Here is a 20281-nt window from a genome sequence, read left to right as displayed (position 1 = left end):
CCGATTTTCATGGCTATTCGTCGTCGTCCATCAATGCCGCATTGACCAGGGCCTCGAGGTCCATTTCTGCGATGTCCTTTTCGGTGCTCACGCCCGCGGGCGCCCCCTGCGCGGTGCCGTCTTCGGTTGCCAGGGCGAGCAACAACTCCAGCACACCCGCCTGCCGGAGTCGCTTCACCGGAATCGACCCCACCACCCGCTGAATGTCGGCTTCCCCGGGCGCGGCGGCCGGAGTGCTTTCCTCCGATGTCCCGATGAGCTCGGAGTGCATGTAGCTGGCCAGCGCGGCGCAGTTCGGGTAATCGAAGATCAGCGTCGGCGAAAGTGCCAGGCCGGTAGCGGACTTCAACCGGTTGCGCATCTCAACGGCGGTCAGCGAGTCGAAGCCGAGCTCCTGGAACGCTCGGTCCGGATCGATGGACTCGGGGCTGGAGTTGCCCAGCACCGTGGCGATGTTGGAGCGCACCAGATCCAGCAGCACGGCATACTGCTCGTCCTCGGGCAGACCCTCGAGGCGTTGCAGCAGAGCCGATTTCGACTTGGCCGCGGCCAGCGAATCATCGACCTGGCGCCGGGTCGGCGCGTTGATCAGATCGACGAACATGGGCGGCAGTGTTCCCCCGTCGAACTTCACCCGCAGCGCCGCAAGGTCGATGTGGGCAGGCATCAGGAACGGCTCGTCGACAATCAGGGCGGTGTCCATCAATTCCAGTGCCTGGTCGGAAGACATCGCGACAATGCCGTCCCGGCCGAACCGGGCACGATCGGCGGCGCCCAGCGCCCCGGTCATGGCACTGGTCTGATCCCACAGGCCCCAGCCGAGCGACATCGCCGGCAACCCGCGCGCGCGCCGGTGCAGGGCCAACCCGTCCAGGAACGAGTTGGCGGCCGCGTAGTTGGCCTGGCCCGACGCTCCCGCCAGCCCGGCCATCGACGAAAACAGAACGAATGCAGAGACATCCAGGTCACGGGTCAACTCGTGCAGGTTCCAGGCCCCATCGACCTTCGCCCGCAACACCGCATCCACCCGCTCCGGGGTCAACGAGGCGATGACGGCGTCATCGAGCATGCCGGCCGCGTGAATCACGCCGGACAGTGGTCGCTGCACCGGGATATCGGCGATCACCTTGGCCAACGCCTCGCGATCGGCGACATCACAGGCCACCACTTGCACCTGGGCACCGGTCGCGCTGAGCTCGGTCAGCAGCTCCGCGGCCCCGGGGGCATCCAGTCCCCGCCGGCTCACCAACACCACGTTGCGCGCACCATGCCGAGACACCACGTGGCGGGCCAAGGCCGAGCCGGCCATCCCGGTCCCACCGGTGATCAGCACGGTTCCCGCACCCAGCCCACTACCGGGCCCGAACGGCAGCGTCATCACGACCTTGCCGACATGTCGGGCCTGACTCAAATACCGCAACGCCGCCGGGGCGCGTCGCACGTCAAACCTGGTGACCGGCAACGGACGTAGCACTTCCTCGCCGAACAGCGCGGCCAGCTCGTCCAGCAGCTGCTGAATGCGCTCGGGTCCCGCCTCGAAGAGATCAAAGGCCCGGTACCGCACACTCGGGTGTTCCTGGGCGATCTCGCCGGGCTCGCGGATATCGGTCTTGCCCATCTCCAGGAAGATCCCGCCGGGGGCGACCAGCCGCAGCGAAGCGTCGACGAAGTCGCCGGCCAGCGAATCCAGCACCACGTCCATGCCGCGCCCGCCGGTGACCGCCCGGAACTTGTCCTCGAACTCCAGGCTGCGCGAGTCGGAGATGTGGTCGTCGTCAAAGCCCATGGCCCGCAACGCTTCCCATTTACCGCGGCTGGCGGTCGCGAAAACCTCCAGACCCAGATGCCGGGCCAGCTGAACGGCGGCCATTCCGACGCCGCCGGCGGCCGCGTGCACCAACACCCGCTGGCCGGGCTTGGCCGCGGCCAGATCGGTCAGCGCGTAGTAGGCGGTGGCGAAAACCACTGTGGTGGTCGCGGCGGCGGTGTGCGACCATCCGGCCGGCACCCTGGCCAGCAGTCGCTGATCGGTGACGGCAATGGTCCCGGTTCCATCGGGGAACAGGCCCATCACCCGGTCGCCGATCGCGAAACGGTCATCCGGCGAAGCAGTTTCGACCACGACGCCGGACGCCTCGATGCCCATGACCGCGTCCGGGTCGGGGTAGAGGCCGAGCGCGATCATCACGTCGCGGAAGTTGGCCGCAATGGCCGACAGCGCTACCCGAACCTGCCCGGGCCCCAGCGGCGCGTCGGCGTCGGGGATCCGCTCCAGTCGCAGGTTCTCGAATGTGCCGCGACTGCTCATGCCCAGCCGCCACGGGCCATCGCCCGGGGGCACCAAGAGACTTCCGACGGCGCGACTGCCGTGCACGCGGGCGATGTAAAGCTTTGCGCCACGCAACAACACCTGCGGCTCACCGGCGGCCAGAACCGCGGCCACCGCCTCGTCGTCGAGCGGTCCGTCGGTATCGACGAGCACGATCCGGCCAGGATGCTCGGTCTGCGCCGAACGCACCAGGCCCCACACCGCGGCGCCCGCCAGATCGGTGATGTCCTCCCCCGGCAACGTCATCGCGCCCCGGGTCGCCACCACCAGCGTCCCTGCCCCCTCGCGGGCCAGCCACGTCTGCAGCACCGGCAGCACCGCGCGGGTGGCCGCGTACACCCCGGCCAGGATGTCGTCGGCGACCGGCACCGACTCGAACACCACCGCCGAGCGCTGGCCTTCGGCGGCCTCCAATTCCGTTGCGCCCCAGGCGGACACCGAGATGGGTTGCACCGAGGACGACGGCTGCACGGACCAGACGACTTCGAAGAGCCGATCCGGGCCCGAGTTGGAGACCGCGGCCAGCAATTGCTGATCGGTCACGGGCCTGGCCACCATGGACGCCACCGAAAGCACCGGCAGTCCAAGGCCATCCGCGAGTTCGATCGAAACCGCGTGATCTCCCACCGGCACGATCCGCGCCCGCACCGCCGCCGCACCCGCGGCGTGCAGGGACACCTGCTGCCAGGAGAACGGCACCATCATCGAGCCTTCGGCAAGTTCGTCGCCCTCAGAGGCCAGGATCACCGCGTGCAATGCGGCGTCGAGCATCACCGGGTGGACCCCGAACCCGGCCACCGACACTCCGGCATCCGTGGGCAGTGTCACCTCGGCGAACACTTCGTCGCCGCGGCGCCACATCGAGGTCAAGCCGCGGAACGCGGGCCCGTATCCGTATCCGCGCTCGGCCAGCCGCTCATAGCCGTCGCCGATGTCGACCGCAACCGCACCGACCGGTGGCCACGCCGACAGGTCCGCGCTCGGCTCGGCCGAACCCACGCGCAGCATGCCCTCGGCGTGCAACGACCAGCCCGAGCCCGCCTCGGCGCGGGAGAAGACCGACACCGCACGGGTTCCCGCGTCATCGGGGCCGCCGACCACCACTTGGACCGCGACCGACCCGCCGGCCGGCAACACCAGGGGCGCCGCAAGATTCAGTTCGTCGACGACTCCGCAGCCCACTTCGTCGCCGGCGCGGATCGCCAGCTCGACGAATCCGGCTCCGGGGAACAGCACGACGCCACCGACGGCGTGATCGTTCAACCAGGTCTGCACGCTCGACGATAACCGGCCCGTCAGCACCACCCCGCCCGACGCCGGCAGCTCGACCACCGCGCCCAGCAACGGGTGTTCGCCGGCCGCCAGGCCCAGACCGGCCGCGTCGGCCGGGGCGCCGTCGCCGGCCAGCCAAAACCGCCGTCGCTCAAAGGTATAGGTGGGTAGCTCGACGAAATTGGCCTGGCCGATTGCGGCGCGCCAGTCCACGTCCATCCCGGCGACGTACCCCTGTGCGATCGCACTGGTCAGGGTTTCCGGCTCCGGACGGTCCTTGCGCAGCACGGACATCGTGAAGATCGGTGCATCGGGCAGCGATTCTTCGATCGATGCCGTCAGGCCGCTGCTGGGTCCGACCTCGACGAAACGGGTTGCGCCGGCTGTGTGTGCGACGCGCACACTGTCGGCGAATCGCACCGCCTCGCGCACGTGCCGCTTCCAGTAGGTCACCGTGGCGAAGTCGTCTCCGGCCAGTTGCCCGGTCACGTTCGACACGATCGGGATGGTGGGCTTGCCGATCGCGAGTCCGGCCGCGACGGTGCCGAATTCGTCGACCATCGGATCCATCAACGGAGAGTGGAAGGCGTGCGAGACGGCCAGTCGGTGCACGCGGCGGCCGTCGGCACGGAGCCGCTCGGCGATCGCGGTCACCTTGTCTTCGTCGCCCGAAATCACCACGGAACCCGGCCCGTTGACGGCCGCGATACCGACCTCGGGAACCAGCAGCGGGCGCACCTCGGATTCGGTGGCCTGCACAGCTATCATCGCCCCGCCGGCCGGCAGTGCCTGCATGAAGCGGCCCCGGGCGGCCACCAGTACGGCGGCGTTCTCCAGGGACAAGACACCGGCGACGTGCGCGGCCGCCAACTCGCCGATCGAGTGACCCAGCACGAAGTCGGGACGCACACCCCAGGATTCGAGCAGCCGGAACAGCGCGACTTCCACCGCGAACAACGCCGGTTGGGCGAATTCGGTGGTGTTCAACAGGCCTTCGTCCTGGCCCCAGATGACGTCGCGCAAGGGCCGCAGTAGGTGCCGGTCCAGTTCGGCCACCACGCTGTTGAACGCCTCGGCGAACACCGGGTACCCGGCGTGCAAACCCATTCCCATGCCCAGAGTCTGGGAGCCCTGCCCGGGGAAGACGAAGACGGTCTTGCCGCCTGGGGCCGCGCTGCCCTGGATGACCGAACCGACCTCACCGCCGGCCAGTTCGTCGAGGCCGGCGAGCAACTGGTCGCGACCGGCGCCGGCGACGACCGCCCGGTGCTCGAAGTTCGACCGGCCCGCCAGGGACCATGCCACATCGGCGGCTTCGAGTTCACCGTGGGAGCGCAGGTGTGCGGCCAGCCGAGACGCGTGTAAACCCAACGCCGACAAGGACTTTGCCGACACCACCCACGGGAGCACCGGCACGGCGGGCCGATCGACGACCTGGTCGACGCCCGCGGGAGCAGCCTCGATGATGACGTGCGCGTTGGTGCCGCTGATGCCGAACGATGACACGCCCGCGCGGCGTGGGTGATCCGCCGGCCACTGCCGCGCCTCGGTCAGCAACGACACCGCGCCCGCCGACCAATCCACGTGCGGGCTGGGCTGATCCACGTGCAAGGTCGCCGGCAGCAGCTCGTGACGCATCGCGAGCACCATCTTGATCACACCGGCCACGCCCGCGGCGGCCTGGGTGTGACCCATGTTCGACTTGATCGATCCCAGCAGCAGCGGCTCGGCGCGGTGTTGCCCGTAGGTCGCCAACAATGCCTGGGCCTCAATGGGATCGCCCAAGTTGGTTCCCGTGCCATGGCCTTCCACCACGTCGACCTCGGCCGCGGACAACCCGGCGCTGGCCAATGCCGCGCGGACCACTCGCTGCTGCGACGGTCCGTTGGGAGCGGTCAACCCGTTGGAGGCACCGTCCTGATTGATCGCCGAACCGCGGACGATCGCCAGCACCGGATGGCCCAGCCGACGCGCATCCGACAGTCGCTCGACGACGAGCATGCCGCCGCCTTCGGAGAATCCGGTGCCGTCGGCGGCTCCCGCGTACGCCTTGCACCGGCCATCCACCGACAAGCCGCGCATCCGGCTGAACTCCACGAAGATGTCGGGCGTGGCGTTGACGGTGACGCCGCCGGCGAGGGCGAGATCGCACTCGCCCGAACGCAGCGACTGCGCAGCCATATGCAGCGCGACCAAGGACGACGAGCACGCGGTGTCCACCGACACCGCGGGGCCCTCCAGCCCCAGCACATACGACACCCGGCCCGACGCCACGCTCGAGGACTGACCGGTCAGCCGGAAACCCTCTGCGGTGGGTGCGGCGCCGATGCCGTACCCCTGGGTGTACACCCCGGCGAACATGCCGGTGGCACTTCCGCGCAACGCGCCGGGTTCAATCCCGGCCCGCTCCAAGGCTTCCCAGGACAGTTCGAGGAACATTCGCTGCTGCGGATCCATCGCAAGCGCCTCGCTGGGCGCGATGCCGAAGAAGGCGGGATCGAAGTCCGCGACGCCGTCCACGAACCCGCCGGTGCGGGTGTAGCAGGTGCCCGGAACATCCGGGTCCGGGTTGTACACGCCGGACAGGTCCCAGCCGCGGTCGCTCGGGAATTCGGTGAGCACGTCCCGGCCCTCGGTCAGCATCTCCCACAAGTCCTCGGGAGACGTCACCCCGCCCGGATAGCGGCACGACATGCCGACGATCACGATCGGGTCATCGCCGGTGACCGCGGCAACCGGCGCATGCGTGATTTCCTGCGGAACCCCGGCGAGCTCCTTACGGATGTAGCCGGCCAGTCCGTTCGGCGTCGGGTAATCGAAGATCAGCGTGGGAGAAAGCGCCAGTCCGGTAGCGGTTTTCAGCCGGTTGCGCATTTCGACCGCGGTCAGCGAGTCGAAGCCGAGGTCCTGGAACGCCTTGTCCGGGTCGATCGCCTCGACGGCCGTGTTGCCCAACACCGTCGCGATATGCGAACGGACCAGATCCAGCAGCACGGCGTGCTGTTCGGGCTCGGCAAGCCCGTGCAGACGATGCGCCAGAGCCGATTTCGATTTCGCGGCGGCCAGTGAGTCGTCGACCTGACGCCGGGCCGGCGCATTGAGCAGGTCAGCGAACATCGGCGGCACCGCGGTGGCATGCGCGCGCAGCGCAGCCAGGTCGATGCGAGCGGGCGCGATGAACGGTTCGTCGACAATCAAAGCGGTGTCGAACAATTCCATCGCCTCGTCCGACGACAACGCCAAGATTCCATCGCGGCTCAGTCGGGCGAGGTCGGCGGCGTCGAGGCCGCCGGTCATCGCACTGGCTTGGTCCCACAGGCCCCACCCCAGCGAGATCGCCGGCAGCCGTAGGGCCCGCCGATGTGCGGCCAACCCGTCGAGGAACGTGTTGCCCGCCGCGTAGTTGGCTTGACCCGACGAACCCACCAGGCCGGCCATCGACGAAAACATCACGAACGCAGACACATCCAGATCGCGGGTGAGCTCGTGCAGGTTCCAGGCCGCGTCCACCTTGGCCCGCAACACCGGATCCACCCGCTCGGGCGTCAGCGAGGTGACCACGGCGTCGTCGAGCACACCCGCGGCGTGAATCACTCCCGAGAGCGGGTGCTGCGCCGGAATCTCGGCGAGCACCGCGGCCAAGGCGGGCCGGTCGGCCGCATCGCATGCCGCCACCTGCACCCGGGCCCCGGCCGCCTCCAATTCGGCGACCAGTTCGGCAGATCCGGCCGCTTCCGGGCCGCGGCGACTCAACAGCACCAGGTGCCGCACGCCGTGGTGCGTCACCAGGTGGCGCGCCAGCGTCGAACCCGCCATCCCGGTCCCGCCGGTGACCAACACGGTCCCCGCCGCCCAAGCGGCGGGCAGAGTCATCACGACCTTGCCGACGTGGCGGGCCTGACTCAGGTACCGCAACGCCGTACGGGCGCGTCGCACATCGAAAGTCGTCACCGGCAGCGGCCGCAGCGCACCGGTCTCGAACAGTTCGGCGAGCTCGAGCATCCACTGGTGCATGCGGGGACGGCCCGGTTCGAACAGGTCGAAGGCGCGGTAGCGGACGCCCGGGTATTCCCGGGCGACGACGCCGGGGTCGCGGATGTCGGTCTTACCCATCTCCAAGAACACGCCGCCCGGGGCGACCAGGCGCAACGAGGCATCGACGAATTCACCGGCCAGCGAGTCCAACACCACGTCCATGCCGCGCCCGCCGGTGACCGCGCGGAACTTCTCTTCGAATTCCAGGGTGCGCGAGTCACCGATGTGGTCGTCGTCAAAGCCCATGGCCCGCAACGTGTCCCACTTGCCACGGCTGGCGGTCCCGAACACTTCGAGGCCCAAGTGCCGGGCCAGCTGCACGGCAGCCATACCCACGCCACCGGCGGCGGCATGCACCAACACCCGCTGACCCGGCTTGACGTCGGCCAGATGGATGAACGCCATGTACGCGGTGGTGAAAACCGCCGAGATGGCGGCGGCTTCGGGGTAGGACCAGTCGGCGGGCTTCGGAAGCAGCAGCCGTACATCGCCGGGCACCACCGTGCCGCTGCCGTCGGGGAAGAATCCGTAGACCGAATCGCCGACCGCGAATTCGGTGACGCCAGGCCCGACTTCGACCACCACGCCCGCGCCCTCACCGCCGAGCAGCGCATCGTGGGTGAACATGCCCAGCGTGATCATGACGTCTCGGAAATTGGTGGCGATGGCGCGCAGCGCGACCCGAACCTGGCCCGGCTCCAGCGGGGCTCCAGCGTTGGGAACCGGCTCCAGGCGCAGGTTTTCGAAGGTGCCCGCGCTACTGATGCCCAGCCGCCAGGGTCCGTCGGCGGGCGGCACCAAGATGCCGTCGACCGCGCGGCTGCCGGTTACCCGTGCGCCGTAAAGCGTCGCGCCGCGCAGCAATACCTGAGGCTCACCGGCCGCGAGGACGGCGGCCGTCGTGTCGTCGTCTAGGGGCGCATCGGAATCCACCAGCACGATCCGGCCGGGATGCTCGGTCTGCGCCGAACGCACCAGTCCCCATACCGCGGCGCCCGCCAAATCGGTGACGTTCTCCCCCGGCAGCCCCATCGCGCCGCGGGTGGCCACGACCAGGACACCCGAGTCGTGTTCGGTCAACCACGACTGCACCGCCGCCAGCACCTGGTGGGTGCGCTGGTAGGTAGCCGACACCGGATCATCTTCGCCTGCAACGGATTCAAGCAGCTGGTGGGGCAAAACCGGACTGCTAGCGGCGGTCGCCGACACAGGTGACCACACCACCTCGAACAGCCGGTCGGGGCCCGAGCTGGAGAGCGCGGCGCGCAGTTGCTGCTCGTTGACCGGGCGGGCCACCATGGTGCCCACCGAGAGCACCGGCAACCCCAGCCCGTCGGCTAGCTCGATCGACACCGCAGCAGGACCCGCCGGTGCGATGCGCGCACGCACCGCGGACGCGCCCGCGGCATGCAACGAAATACGCTGCCAGGCGAAGGGCAACACCACGTCGGTGGCCTGGTTGTCAGCCGCCTGCGCCATGACCATGGAATGCATTGCCGCATCGAGCAATGCCGGGTGCACCCCGAACCCGCTGACCCCACCGGCCGCGTCCGGCAGCCGCACCTCGGCGAACACCTCATCGCCGCGGACCCAGGTGGCGGTCAATCCCCGGAACGCCGGGCCGTAGCCGTACCCGCGGGCGGCCAGCTGCTCATAGCCGTCGGCCGCGTTCACCGCGACCGCACCCGCCGGTGGCCATACCGACAGATCGGCACTCGGCTCGACGGCAGCGGAGCTCAATGCCCCCTCGGCGTGGCACACCCACCCGGAGTCGGCGTCCACGCGCGAGAAAATCGCCACACTGCGCTGACCCGATTCTTCTGCCGCGCCCACCACGACTTGCACTGCTACCGAGCCGAATCCGGAATCGGCGACCGGCAGCATCAGCGGCGCCTGCAGCGTCAGCTCGTCGACCGTCGAACAGCCGACTTCGTCGCCGGCGCGGATGGCCAACTCCACAAACCCCGCACCCGGGAACACCACCGTGCCGGACACGGCGTGATCGGCCAGCCAACCCTGCGAGCTGGGCGACAAGCGGCCCGTCAGCACCACCCCGCCCGAGGCAGGCAGCTCGACGACCGCGCTGAGCAGCGCATGCTCACTGGTTCCCAGTCCCAAGCTTGCGACGTCCGCCCCGATGCCCTCGCCGGACAGCCAAAACCTGCGTCGGTCAAAGGCATACGTCGGGAGCTCGACAAAGCCCGCGCCGCCCAATACCCCGCGCCAATTCACGGTCACACCCGCCGTGAAGGCTGCGGCCGCCGACGTCAGGAACCGCTGGAGCCCACCGTCGTCGCGGCCCAGGGTGGGAATGACGATGGCCTCGGTGTCGCCGGCGGCGCTGCTGTCGTTGAAGGTGTCTTCGATGCCGGCGATCAACGCGGGATGCGGGCTGGATTCGATGAAGGTCCGGTACCCGTGCTCGCAGGCGGTACGCACCGCCTGGTCGAACTGCACCGTCTGCCGGATGTTGCGATACCAGTAAGCGGCATCCAAACCGGCTGTATCCAAACGACTTCCGGAGACGGTGGAAAAGAAGGCGACCCGCGCAGAACGCGGCTCGATGCCGGCCAGCACTGTGGTCAGCTCGTCACGAATCGCCTCGACCTCAACCGAATGCGAGGCATAGTCCACATCGATGCGGCGGGTCCGCAGATCCAGGTCCGCGCAGAAACCGATGAGTTCGTCCAGTGCGGCGACCTCACCCGACACCACGACCGCGGACGGGCCATTGACGGCGGCGATGCTGATCCGATTGCCGTAGGGCGCCAGCAATTCCCGCGCTCGCTCGGTGCTGCACGCGATGGAAACCATGCCGCCGGAGTGGGCCAGCGAGCGCAGCAGTTTGCTGCGCAGCGTCACCACTTGCGCGGCATCTCGCAACGACAGCGCACCGGCGACGTACGCCGCGGCGATCTCGCCCTGCGAGTGGCCGATCACCGCATCCGGATTGACTCCCACCGACTTCCACAGCTCGGCCAGCGACACCATCACCGCGAAGAGCACCGGCTGCACGACGTCGACGCGGTCCATGCCCGGAGCGTCGGGCCCGCCACGCAGGACGTCGATCAACGACCAGTCGACGAATTCGGAGAATACCTGCGCGCATGCGCCGATGTGCTGAGCGAATACCGGTGCGGTATCGAGCAATTCGATACCCATGCCCACCCATTGGGAGCCTTGGCCGGGAAAGACGAAGACGTGCTTGCCCGCGGGCTGTGCGGCGCCGCGGATGATCGTGCCTGCCGGGTCGTCGCCGGCCAACTGCTGGAGTCCGGCCAACAGCTGGTCGCGGTCACCGCTGACGACCACGGCCCGGTGCTCGAAGGTCGCCCGGCCCGCCAACGACCACGCCACGTCGGCGACGTCGAGATCGTCATCGGCTGCTACGTGCGCAGCCAACCGAGCCGCCTGAGATGACAAGGCCCGCAATGACTTTGCCGACAGCACCCACGGCACTACGACGGGCGTCGGGACAGGCTCCCGCGGCTCTTGTGCCGGGGCCGATTCGACGATCACGTGGGCATTGGTGCCGCTGATCCCGAACGACGAGATCCCCGCGCGGCGTGCATGTTCGGCCACCGGCCAGGGCCGCGCCTCGCTCAACAACGACACCGCGCCCGCCGACCAATCCACATGCGGGCTGGGCTGATCCACGTGCAAAGTCGCGGGCAGCATTTCGTGGTGCATCGCCTGCACCATCTTGATCACACCGGCCACCCCGGCGGCGGCCTGGGTGTGACCCATGTTCGACTTGATCGAGCCCAGCCACAGCGGCTCACTGCGATCCTGGCCGTAGGTCGCCAACAACGCTTGCGCCTCAATGGGATCGCCCAAGGTGGTGCCCGTGCCGTGGCCCTCGACGACATCGACCTCGGCGGCCGACAACCCGGCATTGGCCAACGCCGCGCGCACCACCCGCTGCTGCGACGGACCGTTGGGCGCGGTCAGCCCGTTGGAAGCACCGTCCTGATTGACCGCCGAGCCGCGCACCACCGCCAGCACCGGATGGCCCAGCCGACGCGCATCCGACAACCGCTCCACGACCAGCATGGCGCCGCCCTCGGACCAGCCGACTCCGTCGGCCGCCCCGGCGTAGGCCTTGCACCGGCCGTCGGGCGCCAGCCCGCGGTGGCGGCTGAACTCGATGAAGACGGTCGGCGTCGCGTTGACGGTGGCGCCACCGGCCAGGGCGAGGTCGCATTCGCCGGACCGCAGCGACTGGACCGCCATGTGTAGCGCCACCAAGGACGACGAGCACGCGGTGTCCACCGATACCGCCGGGCCCTCCAAGCCCAGCACGTACGACACCCGCCCGGAGGCGACGCTGGAGGTCATGCCGGTCAGCCGGTAGCCCTCGATCTCCTCGGCGAGCATGCCGTAGCCCTGGACGATAAGTCCCGCGAACACTCCGGTGGCGCTGCCGCGCAGCCCGCTGGGATCGATTCCACCGCGCTCCAGTGCCTCCCACGACAGCTCCAGCAGCATCCGATGCTGGGGATCCATCGCGAGCGCCTCGGTGGGTGCGATGCCGAAGAACGCGGGGTCGAAGTCCGCGACGTCGTCGACGAAGCCGCCGGTGCGGGCGTAGGTCTTGTGACGCGCGTCGGGATCGGGGTCAAACAGGCCGGCCAACTCCCAGCCCCGATCGGCCGGAAAGTCCGAGATCACGTCGCGACCGTCGGCCACCATTTGCCACAGGCTCTCGGGCGTATCCACCCCGCCCGGGAAGCGGCAGGACATGCCGACGATCGCGATCGGCTCGCTGGAGCGCTCCAGCAGCGCACGGTTGGTGCGCTTCAGGCGTTCAACCTGGACCAGCGCTTTCCGCAGCGCCTCGGTCGCATGCTGGAGTTGATCCACCTCAGTACCCCTTGCCTACCATTTGGCCGTTCCCAAACATGGGATTGCCAACCACCGGATGCCGAGTCACGGCAGTTGCTGCGCGGCGCGACGTCGCGCTGCATTCCGACCCAAGAATGTCGCTGGTGAGTATGGCCAACTCCGACGGGATTTCAAAACGTCCGATACTCCCGGTCGCTAAAGGAGGATCGGATTCGACGTGCGGAACGCCGTGTCCAAGGGGAATTGTGCGCTGCCGGTTGGGCTGCGGTCCCGCTGACCGCGCCATACGCCTGGCACCCAGTCCATGGCGCGACTGTACCCGGCTAACCATCAGTCGTGGTCAGCGCGGTCAGACGACTGCTCGACGCCAGCCGTCGGCGGCCTGGGCCGCACGAATCAGCACCTTGCACAGCTCGCGCAGTTCGGTCGCCGCGGCGCCCTCGTCCAACGCTGTGGCGACATCCTCCGCGGCGCATCGGACCTGGTAGACGCGATCTGACAGGTCGGATGCGTCGTCCGCCGACAGCACCACGGCATCGACGGGAAGGGCCATCACCTCACCCCGGTTGATCGAAGCCCGCTGCTCGTAGGCCCGCTGCCGGCAAGACTGGCGACAGTATTGACGGCGGCGACCCATCCCGACTTCCGTCACGTCTCGACCGCACCAGCGGCATGGTTGTGGGTGGGAACGGCGGCTCACGCATGCCGACTTTAGTCGGCCGCACTCCGTGATCCCGGTATCATTGACGGTCGAGTCGCGTACGCCGCGTGTCGGCTCGGGAACTACGCAGAACGTCCTAACGTTTGCTATGCGAATAGAATCGCGGCACCGGAGCTATTAGAGCTCAGAGGAATTAAAAGGAGTAGCAGCCATGGCTGATCGTGTACTGAGGGGCAGTCGCCTCGGAGCCGTGAGCTACGAGACGGACCGCAACCACGACCTGGCTCCGCGTCAGCTCGCGAAGTACCGCACCGAGAACGGCGAGGAATTCGAGGTTCCGTTCGCCGACGACGCCGACATTCCCGGCACCTGGCTGTGCCGCAACGGCATGGAAGGCACCCTGATCGAGGGTGATCTGCCCGAGCCGAAGAAGGTCAAGCCGCCGCGCACGCACTGGGACATGCTGCTGGAGCGCCGCACCGTCGAAGAACTCGAAGAGCTGCTCAAGGAGCGCCTCGATCTGATCCGGTCGAAGCGACGCGGCTGACCGGGGCGTCGCACCCGATCGACTAGCTGCGGTCTTCAGCGCGGGCGGCGCGAGCGCCGTTCCTGCGACTCTCAATGCCCCATTTCGCGACCTTCACCAGCGCTTCGCGAATGTTGGATCCGCTCATTTTGGAGACGCCGAGTTCGCGTTCGGTGAAGGTGATCGGCACCTCCACGACGATGAATCCGTTGTCCAGGCTGCGCCGGGTCAGATCGATCTGGAAGCAGTAGCCCTTGGAGTCCACACCGTCGAGATCGATCGCCTCGAGCACCTCGCGGCGGTAGGCCCGGTAGCCGGCGGTGATGTCATGGATGTCGATGTCGAGCGCCAGCCGCGCGTAGGTGTTGGCGGTCCAGGACAGGGCCCAGCGCCGCTTCGGCCAATTTCGCACCGCTCCCCCGTCGACATAGCGCGAACCGATGGCCAGGTCGGCTCCGGAGTCGACGGCATCCAGCAGCCGGCGCAGCTGCTCGGGCGCGTGGCTGCCGTCGGCGTCCATCTCGACGAGCACCGCGTACTCCCGACTCAAACCCCAGCCGAAACCCGCGAGGTAGGCGGCGCCTAGGCCATCCTTGGCCGTGCGGTGCATGACGTGGGTGCGGCCGCCGTCGGCCGCGGCCAGCTCGTCGGCGAGCTCGCCGGTCCCGTCGGGGCTGCCGTCGTCGACGATCAGCACGTGCACATCGGGGCAGGCATCCGTCAGCCGCCGATGGATCAGCGGTAGGTTCTCCCGCTCGTTGAAGGTCGGGATGATAACCAGGACACGCTGGCTGGGACGATTGCCCGGGACCCGGGTCGCCTGCTCGCCGGTGGTCATTTATCTCCTCTGTGTCGCCCGAGATAACGCGGTGGTCGGCCGCCCTTCTGGTGGAGCGGAGTGTAGTCGCCGTCTGTGTCCGGCGGGGCGTCGTGCGCGGTCGTCGGGGCTTCCTCGTCGGACCGGGGTTCGTCCGGGGCTGCCCCGTCGTCTGCCGATTCAGCCGGAGGCCTGGACCTGAGGCGAATCGAACGCGGGAAGCTCCTATTGTGCCGTATTCCGGCCAGAATGACCGCTCCGGCCGCCGCAACTAGGACCCACTGCACAATCGGGGCCCATTGTGTTGCCGGCGTCAGCTTCGTCTTGAGGCGCACCTGGATGTCCAGGTAAGCGGGCTGGAAGAAGTCGGTGCGGACCAGCTCGGCGCCGTCGGGCGCGATCACCGCACTGATCCCGGTGGTGCCGGCCACCACGACGTAGCGGTCGTGCTCGACGGCCCGGACCTTGGCGAATGCCAGCTGTTGCTCACTCATGCGCTTGTTGAAGGTGGCGTTGTTGGCGGGCACCGCCAGCAGCTGGGCGCCGTTGAGCACCGCCTTGCGCGGCACCCGGTCGAAAATCACCTCCCAGCAGGTGGCCACGCCGACGGGCACGCCGGCGATCTGCACCACATCGCTGCCTTTTCCGGGGATGAAATTGCCGGCCAGGCCGGCCTGGCTCGACAGATGCTCGAAAAGCCACCGCATCGGCAGGTATTCGCCGAACGGCTGCACGATCTCTTTGTCGTGGCGGTCAGCGGGGCCGGTCACCGGATTCCAGACGATGGCGGTGTTGGTGTACTGGACGGGTCCGGGTCCTTCGTCGTGGCCCGGCACCGCGAGCACCGAACCGATCAGGATCGGCGCGTTGATCGAATGGGCTGCGGCCGCGATCCGTTGGGCGGCGTCGGGGTTGACGAAGGGATCGATGTCGGAGGAATCCTCGGGCCAGATGACGAACTGCGGTTGCGGGGCGGCCCCGGCCCGGACGTCCTCGGCCAGCCGCAGCGTCTCGTCGACGTGGTTGTCCAGTACGGCTCGACGTTGCTCGTTGAAGCCGAGGCCGAGCCGCGGCACGTTGCCCTGCACGGCCGCTACGGTGACCGTCGGCTCGCCACCCGATCCGGCACCGGAGTGCCGCACCTGCGGCCAGACGATGACCGCGGCGAACAACACCAGACAGAAGCAAACACCGGGAAGCACCACGGCGGGCGGCGGTGGTGCGGCATCCGCGGCTTGCTCGCCTTCCTCGCCCGCGGCCTCGGCCGAGGCGCCACCACGTGCCCGGCCGGTTCGCCACCAGTTGGCGATTTCCAACGCGATCGCGGTCACGCTGAAGCCCAGCAGGACGACGCCCATGGACAGCAACGCCACCCCGCCGAGCTGGACCAACGGCAGTAGCGGGCCGTCGGCCTGGCCATAGGCCACCGAGCCCCACGGAAAGCCGCCGAACGGGAAGATCGACTTCAGCCACTCCTGGGCCGTCCACAGCAATGCGAACCAAAGTGGCCAGCCGGGCAGTCGACGCACCACGACCGCGAACAAGCCGAAGAGGCCGGGGAACAGCGCACACATCGTGGCCAACGCCAGCCACGGCACGGCGCCCACCAGCAAGCTGATCCACGGCAGCAGGGGCACATAGAACGCGAGCCCGAACAGAAATCCGTAGCCGAATCCACCCACGAGCGTGGTGGCGGGGTGTTTGAGCACCCACGCCAGCAGCGCGGCAGCAACGACGGCGGCCCACCACCAGTTCACCGACGGGAAGCTGGCGCAGAGCAGCGCTCCGCCCCCGACGGTGGCCACCAGCCGCGTGAGCCGGGGTAGCAGCGCGGCCCCGATGCCGGGGAGTCGCGCGATCGCCCCCTTGCCCAGCCGTGTTATTCCATGGCCCGTTGCGGCGGCCATTCGACCCGCCAGGCCCGGACCATCCGGCTCGACCTCGCGTGGGTCGTCCCAACCGGGCCTTTCGTCAGCCATGGATGACAGCACCCCGGTGGACGGTTTGCCGGCATCGCGGCAGGTCATCGGCCGGGTCTAGCCGGGGCAACGCGGGAACGCGCGACCGCGGGTCGGTGGACCACCGCTGGACGCTGTCGTCCGGGGCGTGGACGTCGAGTTCGCCGGCGTCCCACACGGCGTAGGAGGCGGGAGCACCGGGCACCAGGGCGCCCATGTTCTCGTCCCGGACACCGCACGCGCGCCAACCGCCGCGCGTGGCGCCGGCGAACGCTGCCCGGGCCGAGACGCCACTGCCCGCGGTGTGGTGATGGACCGCCGCGCGCACGCTTCCCCAGGGGTCGAGTCCCGTCACGGGGGCGTCGGAACCTAGCGCGAGTGGCACGCCTTGGGATGCTAACAGCGCAAGTGGATTGAGCCCGCTGCCTCGTTCCGGGCCGAGACGATCCGCATACATGCCGTCGCGACCTCCCCAGAGCGCATCAAAATTGGGCTGCACGCTGGCAATAACGCCCCACGCGCCCAGTTTGGCGGCTTGGTGGGCGGTCACCATCTCGAGGTGCTCCAGCCGGTGCCCGCAGCGGGCGACGGCAACCACGCCGAGGTCGGCCACGACTCGTTCAAAGGCGTCGACCGCCGCCGAGACCGCGGCGTCGCCGATGACGTGGAAACCGGCCGTCACCTGCGCCTCGGTGCATGCCCGGACATGCGCTTCGATGACGTCGGCGTCGAGGTAACAGGTGCCGACCCGCTCCGGGGCGTCGGTGTAGGGCTGGTGCAGCCAGGCGGTGTGCGACCCCAGGGCCCCGTCGACGAACAGGTCACCGGCCAGCCCGCGGGCACCGGTCTGCTCCATCAGCGCGCGGACCTGCCCGGCGGTGGTCACCGCTTCACCCCAATAGCCGATCACTTCGACACCGTGATCGAAGGCGCGCAGTTGCAGCCAGTCGTCCAGGCCACCGATCTCGGGTCCCGCGCATTCGTGTACGGCGACGATGCCGGACGCCGCCGCGGCGCCCAGCGCGGCGGACCTGGCATCTTCCACCTGCGCGGCCGTCAGCAGGCCACGGGCGACGCGGCGGACCAGGTGGTGCGCGGCGCCGGCCAGCGGCCCGTCAGCGGCGAAACCGCGCGCTGCCGCGAGGTCCGGCACCAGCCTGCGGAGCCCCGTCGAGGCCAGCGCGGAATGGACGTCGACACGCGCCAGGTAGGCCGGTCGGTCGCCGAGCACCGCGTCCAGATCGGCGGTGGACGGCGGGCTGTTGTCGGGCCACGACGACTCGTCCCAGCCATGTCCCCATATCGCCTCGCCGGGGTGCGCGGCGGCATACTCGGCGACCAGCTGCACGCACCGCGCGCGCGAGGTGGCCCCCCGCAAGTCCAGCCCGCTCAGCGTGAGGCCGGTCGCGGTCACATGAATATGGCTGTCCACGAATGCCGGAGCCACGAAGCCGCCCTCGAGGTCCACCACCTCGGCGTCGGGAAACTGCCTGCGACCGACGTCATCGCTGCCCAGCCACGCAACGACGTCGCCGCGCACCGCCATCGCGGTCGCATCGGGATGGGTAGGGCTGTGCACCCGCCCGTTCAGCAGCAGGGTGGTCGGAAGCGCGGTCACATCGCAAAAATACGGGCAGCAGCGCCCGAGGCAATCAGTTCGGGCCGGCGGCGTATCGGGGGCCGCCCCAGTGTTCGTCGGCGGGCCGGTCCTTCGGCAACGCGGTCGACTCGAAGTCGTGTACGTCGATGACCTCGCCGTCGATGTAGTCGCGGCCGTCGCCCGCGGAGTCGGGACGGAAACCGGTGAAGGTCTCGGTGAAGGTCGACGCGTAGCTGACCAGCGGTGCGCGTCGCTGCAGACCCCGCAGCGCTAGCCCGGTCAATCCGGGCCCGGCGACCGCACGCACCGGCGGAAGCAGCAGCAACGTCCCCAAAACCGTGGTGACCAATCCGGGAACGAGGACCAGCGCCGTCGCCACGGTCACCAGCGCGCCGTCGCCCAGGGTGGTGCGTGGTTCCTTTAGACCGGAGCGCATCTGCCCGATGTCGCGAATCAGCTGCGACCCCGCGATCGGGGCCAGCAGCCCCCAGCCGAGAACGAACGTGACCAGCAGACTCAGCAGGGTCCAGCCCCACCCGACGGCCCAGACCAGCGCGAAGATCGCCGCCAGCTCAACGACGGCATAGAGGAGTAACAACCGGCTCACCATGTGATCCCAACGTCCGCGGGTCGCACTCGAGTTCCCCTAGTGATCGGTGACGCGGCTGCAGTTAGATGACGATATGACCACGATTGAGATCGATACCCCTGACGGACCGATCGATGCGCTGCTGAGCATTCCACCCGGAAATGGCCCCTGGCCGGGGGTGGTGGTGATCCATGACGCCTTCGGCTATGGCCGGGACAAGGAGTCGACCAACGACCGAATCGCCCAGGCGGGCTTTGTGACGGTGACTCCGAATATGTACGCACGGGGCGGGCGCGTCCGCTGCATCACCCGGGTCATGCGTGAACTGATGACACAGCGTGGCCGCGCGCTTGACGACATTCTTGCTGCCCGCGACTACTTGCAAGCCCGGCCGGACTGCTCCGGACAGGTGGGAATCGCCGGCTTCTGTATGGGCGGTCAATTTGCACTCGTCATGTCGCCCAGGGGTTTTGGTGCTTCGGCGCCGTTCTACGGCGCTCCCCTGCCGCGTCACCTGAACGACACGCTGGAGGGGGCGTGCCCGATCGTGGCAAGCTTCGGCGCGCGTGACCCGTTGGGCAAGGGCGCGCCCGAGAAGTTGCGCGAAGTGATTGCCGCCAAACACATCACCAACGACGTCAAGGTCTATCCCGGCGTCGGGCACAGCTTCGCGAATACCCTTCCCGCCCAACCACTGTTGAGGATCGCGGGCTTCGGCTACGACGACGACGCGACCGAAGACGCGTGGAGCCGGGTGTTCTCGTTCTTCGGTGAGCACCTGCGGTAGCGCTACGTTTTCAACTTGTCCGACACGACACCAGCGAAGGTATGCGTGTCACCGGGCCAGCGCGCCGAGATGTAGTTGCCGTCGTCGACGACGAATGCGGGTCGCGAGTCGGTCGCGGTGTCCCGCGCCATCCCGGAGGACTTCCGCCGCCAGTGCGGCGTGCCACGCTCGACGTCGCGGAAATCCGTCGGATCTTCAAGCGCGCGAGTGACTTCCGACTGCACGGACATGTAGCCACCGGGTTGACCGGGCTGCTCGGGGTAGGTCCGGTAGTAGTCCGGATCCCAGAATCGGGTGATCCGGGTCAGCCGCCAGGCCAGCCCCTCCATCGCCCAGGTGAGCGCGGTGGTCTTGCGTCCGTAGAGCACCGAGCGACCCGTGCCGGGATCGACACTGCGCGCGGCCAGCAGCACACCGTGACAAATCGCGGCCACGATCAGTTCTCGGCCGAAGGCTTCGATCACCAGGCGCTGCAGGATGCCGCTGTCGACGTAGCTGCGCATTCCACGGGCGCGGTGACCGCCCGGTAGCAGCACCGCATCGACGCCGTCCAGCGTGGCATTTCTCCAGCGGCCGGGATGGCGGTACTCCGGCGATCGCACCATGGCGGCGTACGCGTCGCGGCCGTTCGTGTCGGCGCGCAGCACCAGCCCGACGAGCGGTAAGGAACCCAAAACCGGTAGCGCGGACCAGATATCCAAACCCCGACCGGTGACCATGATGTCGTCGGCCACCGCGGCCGTGCCGCTTTCGGTCGCAAAGATCACCCGGTGACCGTTGTCGGTCAAGACCCGCCAGCTGACGGCGACCTCGGTCGGGTCGAAGTCGCGGTCCGGGATCGGGATCAGCACCGTACCCATGG

7 protein-coding genes and 1 pseudogene are annotated in these 20281 nt (G+C 68.6%); 2 read left to right on the top strand and 6 right to left on the bottom strand.

The features are described from left to right. Positions 1–13: 13 nt before the first annotated feature. Both LMQ14_RS11690 and LMQ14_RS11685 read right to left on the bottom strand, forming a co-directional pair. On the bottom strand, positions 14–12499 hold the full coding sequence (locus LMQ14_RS11690) for a type I polyketide synthase (protein WP_267734875.1): 12486 nt from the start codon (positions 12497–12499) through the stop codon (positions 14–16). A 331-nt stretch (positions 12500–12830) separates the two neighbouring features. Then, the gene (locus LMQ14_RS11685) at positions 12831–13181 is read right to left on the bottom strand and encodes a hypothetical protein (RefSeq protein WP_267734874.1); all 351 of its coding nucleotides are present in this window, start codon (positions 13179–13181) and stop codon (positions 12831–12833) included. A 172-nt stretch (positions 13182–13353) separates the two neighbouring features. Between LMQ14_RS11685 and LMQ14_RS11680 the strand changes: the two genes are divergently transcribed. Further along, complete coding sequence (locus LMQ14_RS11680) at positions 13354–13689, top strand: RNA polymerase-binding protein RbpA (RefSeq protein ID WP_085220360.1); 336 nt, start codon at positions 13354–13356, stop codon at positions 13687–13689. A gap of 22 nt (positions 13690–13711) precedes the next feature. Here LMQ14_RS11680 and lnt read toward each other — a convergent pair. The 3 genes and pseudogenes from lnt to LMQ14_RS11665 all read right to left on the bottom strand — a co-directional run bounded on the left by lnt (position 13712) and on the right by LMQ14_RS11665 (position 18653). Further along, positions 13712–16392 (bottom strand): annotated as a pseudogene (gene lnt, locus LMQ14_RS11675) (apolipoprotein N-acyltransferase). A 64-nt stretch (positions 16393–16456) separates the two neighbouring features. Continuing rightward, positions 16457–17989: an amidohydrolase gene (locus LMQ14_RS11670; RefSeq protein ID WP_420714675.1), complete on the bottom strand. Its 1533-nt coding sequence runs from the start codon at positions 17987–17989 to the stop codon at positions 16457–16459. A 106-nt stretch (positions 17990–18095) separates the two neighbouring features. Next, complete coding sequence (locus LMQ14_RS11665; RefSeq protein ID WP_267734872.1) at positions 18096–18653, bottom strand: FxsA family protein; 558 nt, start codon at positions 18651–18653, stop codon at positions 18096–18098. A gap of 73 nt (positions 18654–18726) precedes the next feature. Between LMQ14_RS11665 and LMQ14_RS11660 the strand changes: the two genes are divergently transcribed. Next, entirely contained in the window at positions 18727–19419 is a 693-nt protein-coding gene (locus tag LMQ14_RS11660) for a dienelactone hydrolase family protein (RefSeq protein ID WP_267735464.1), read from the top strand. 2 nt (positions 19420–19421) lie between these two features. Here LMQ14_RS11660 and LMQ14_RS11655 read toward each other — a convergent pair whose 3' ends face one another. After that, positions 19422–20279 (bottom strand): type 1 glutamine amidotransferase domain-containing protein, encoded by an 858-nt coding sequence (locus LMQ14_RS11655; RefSeq protein ID WP_267734871.1) that lies wholly within the window; start codon positions 20277–20279, stop codon positions 19422–19424. Positions 20280–20281: the final 2 nt, after the last annotated feature.

The sequence above is a fragment of the Mycobacterium sp. Aquia_213 genome (genome assembly GCF_026625985.1).
In the GTDB taxonomy this organism is placed as follows: Bacteria; Actinomycetota; Actinomycetes; order Mycobacteriales; family Mycobacteriaceae; genus Mycobacterium.
This window is presented reverse-complemented; position numbering and strand designations above follow the sequence as displayed.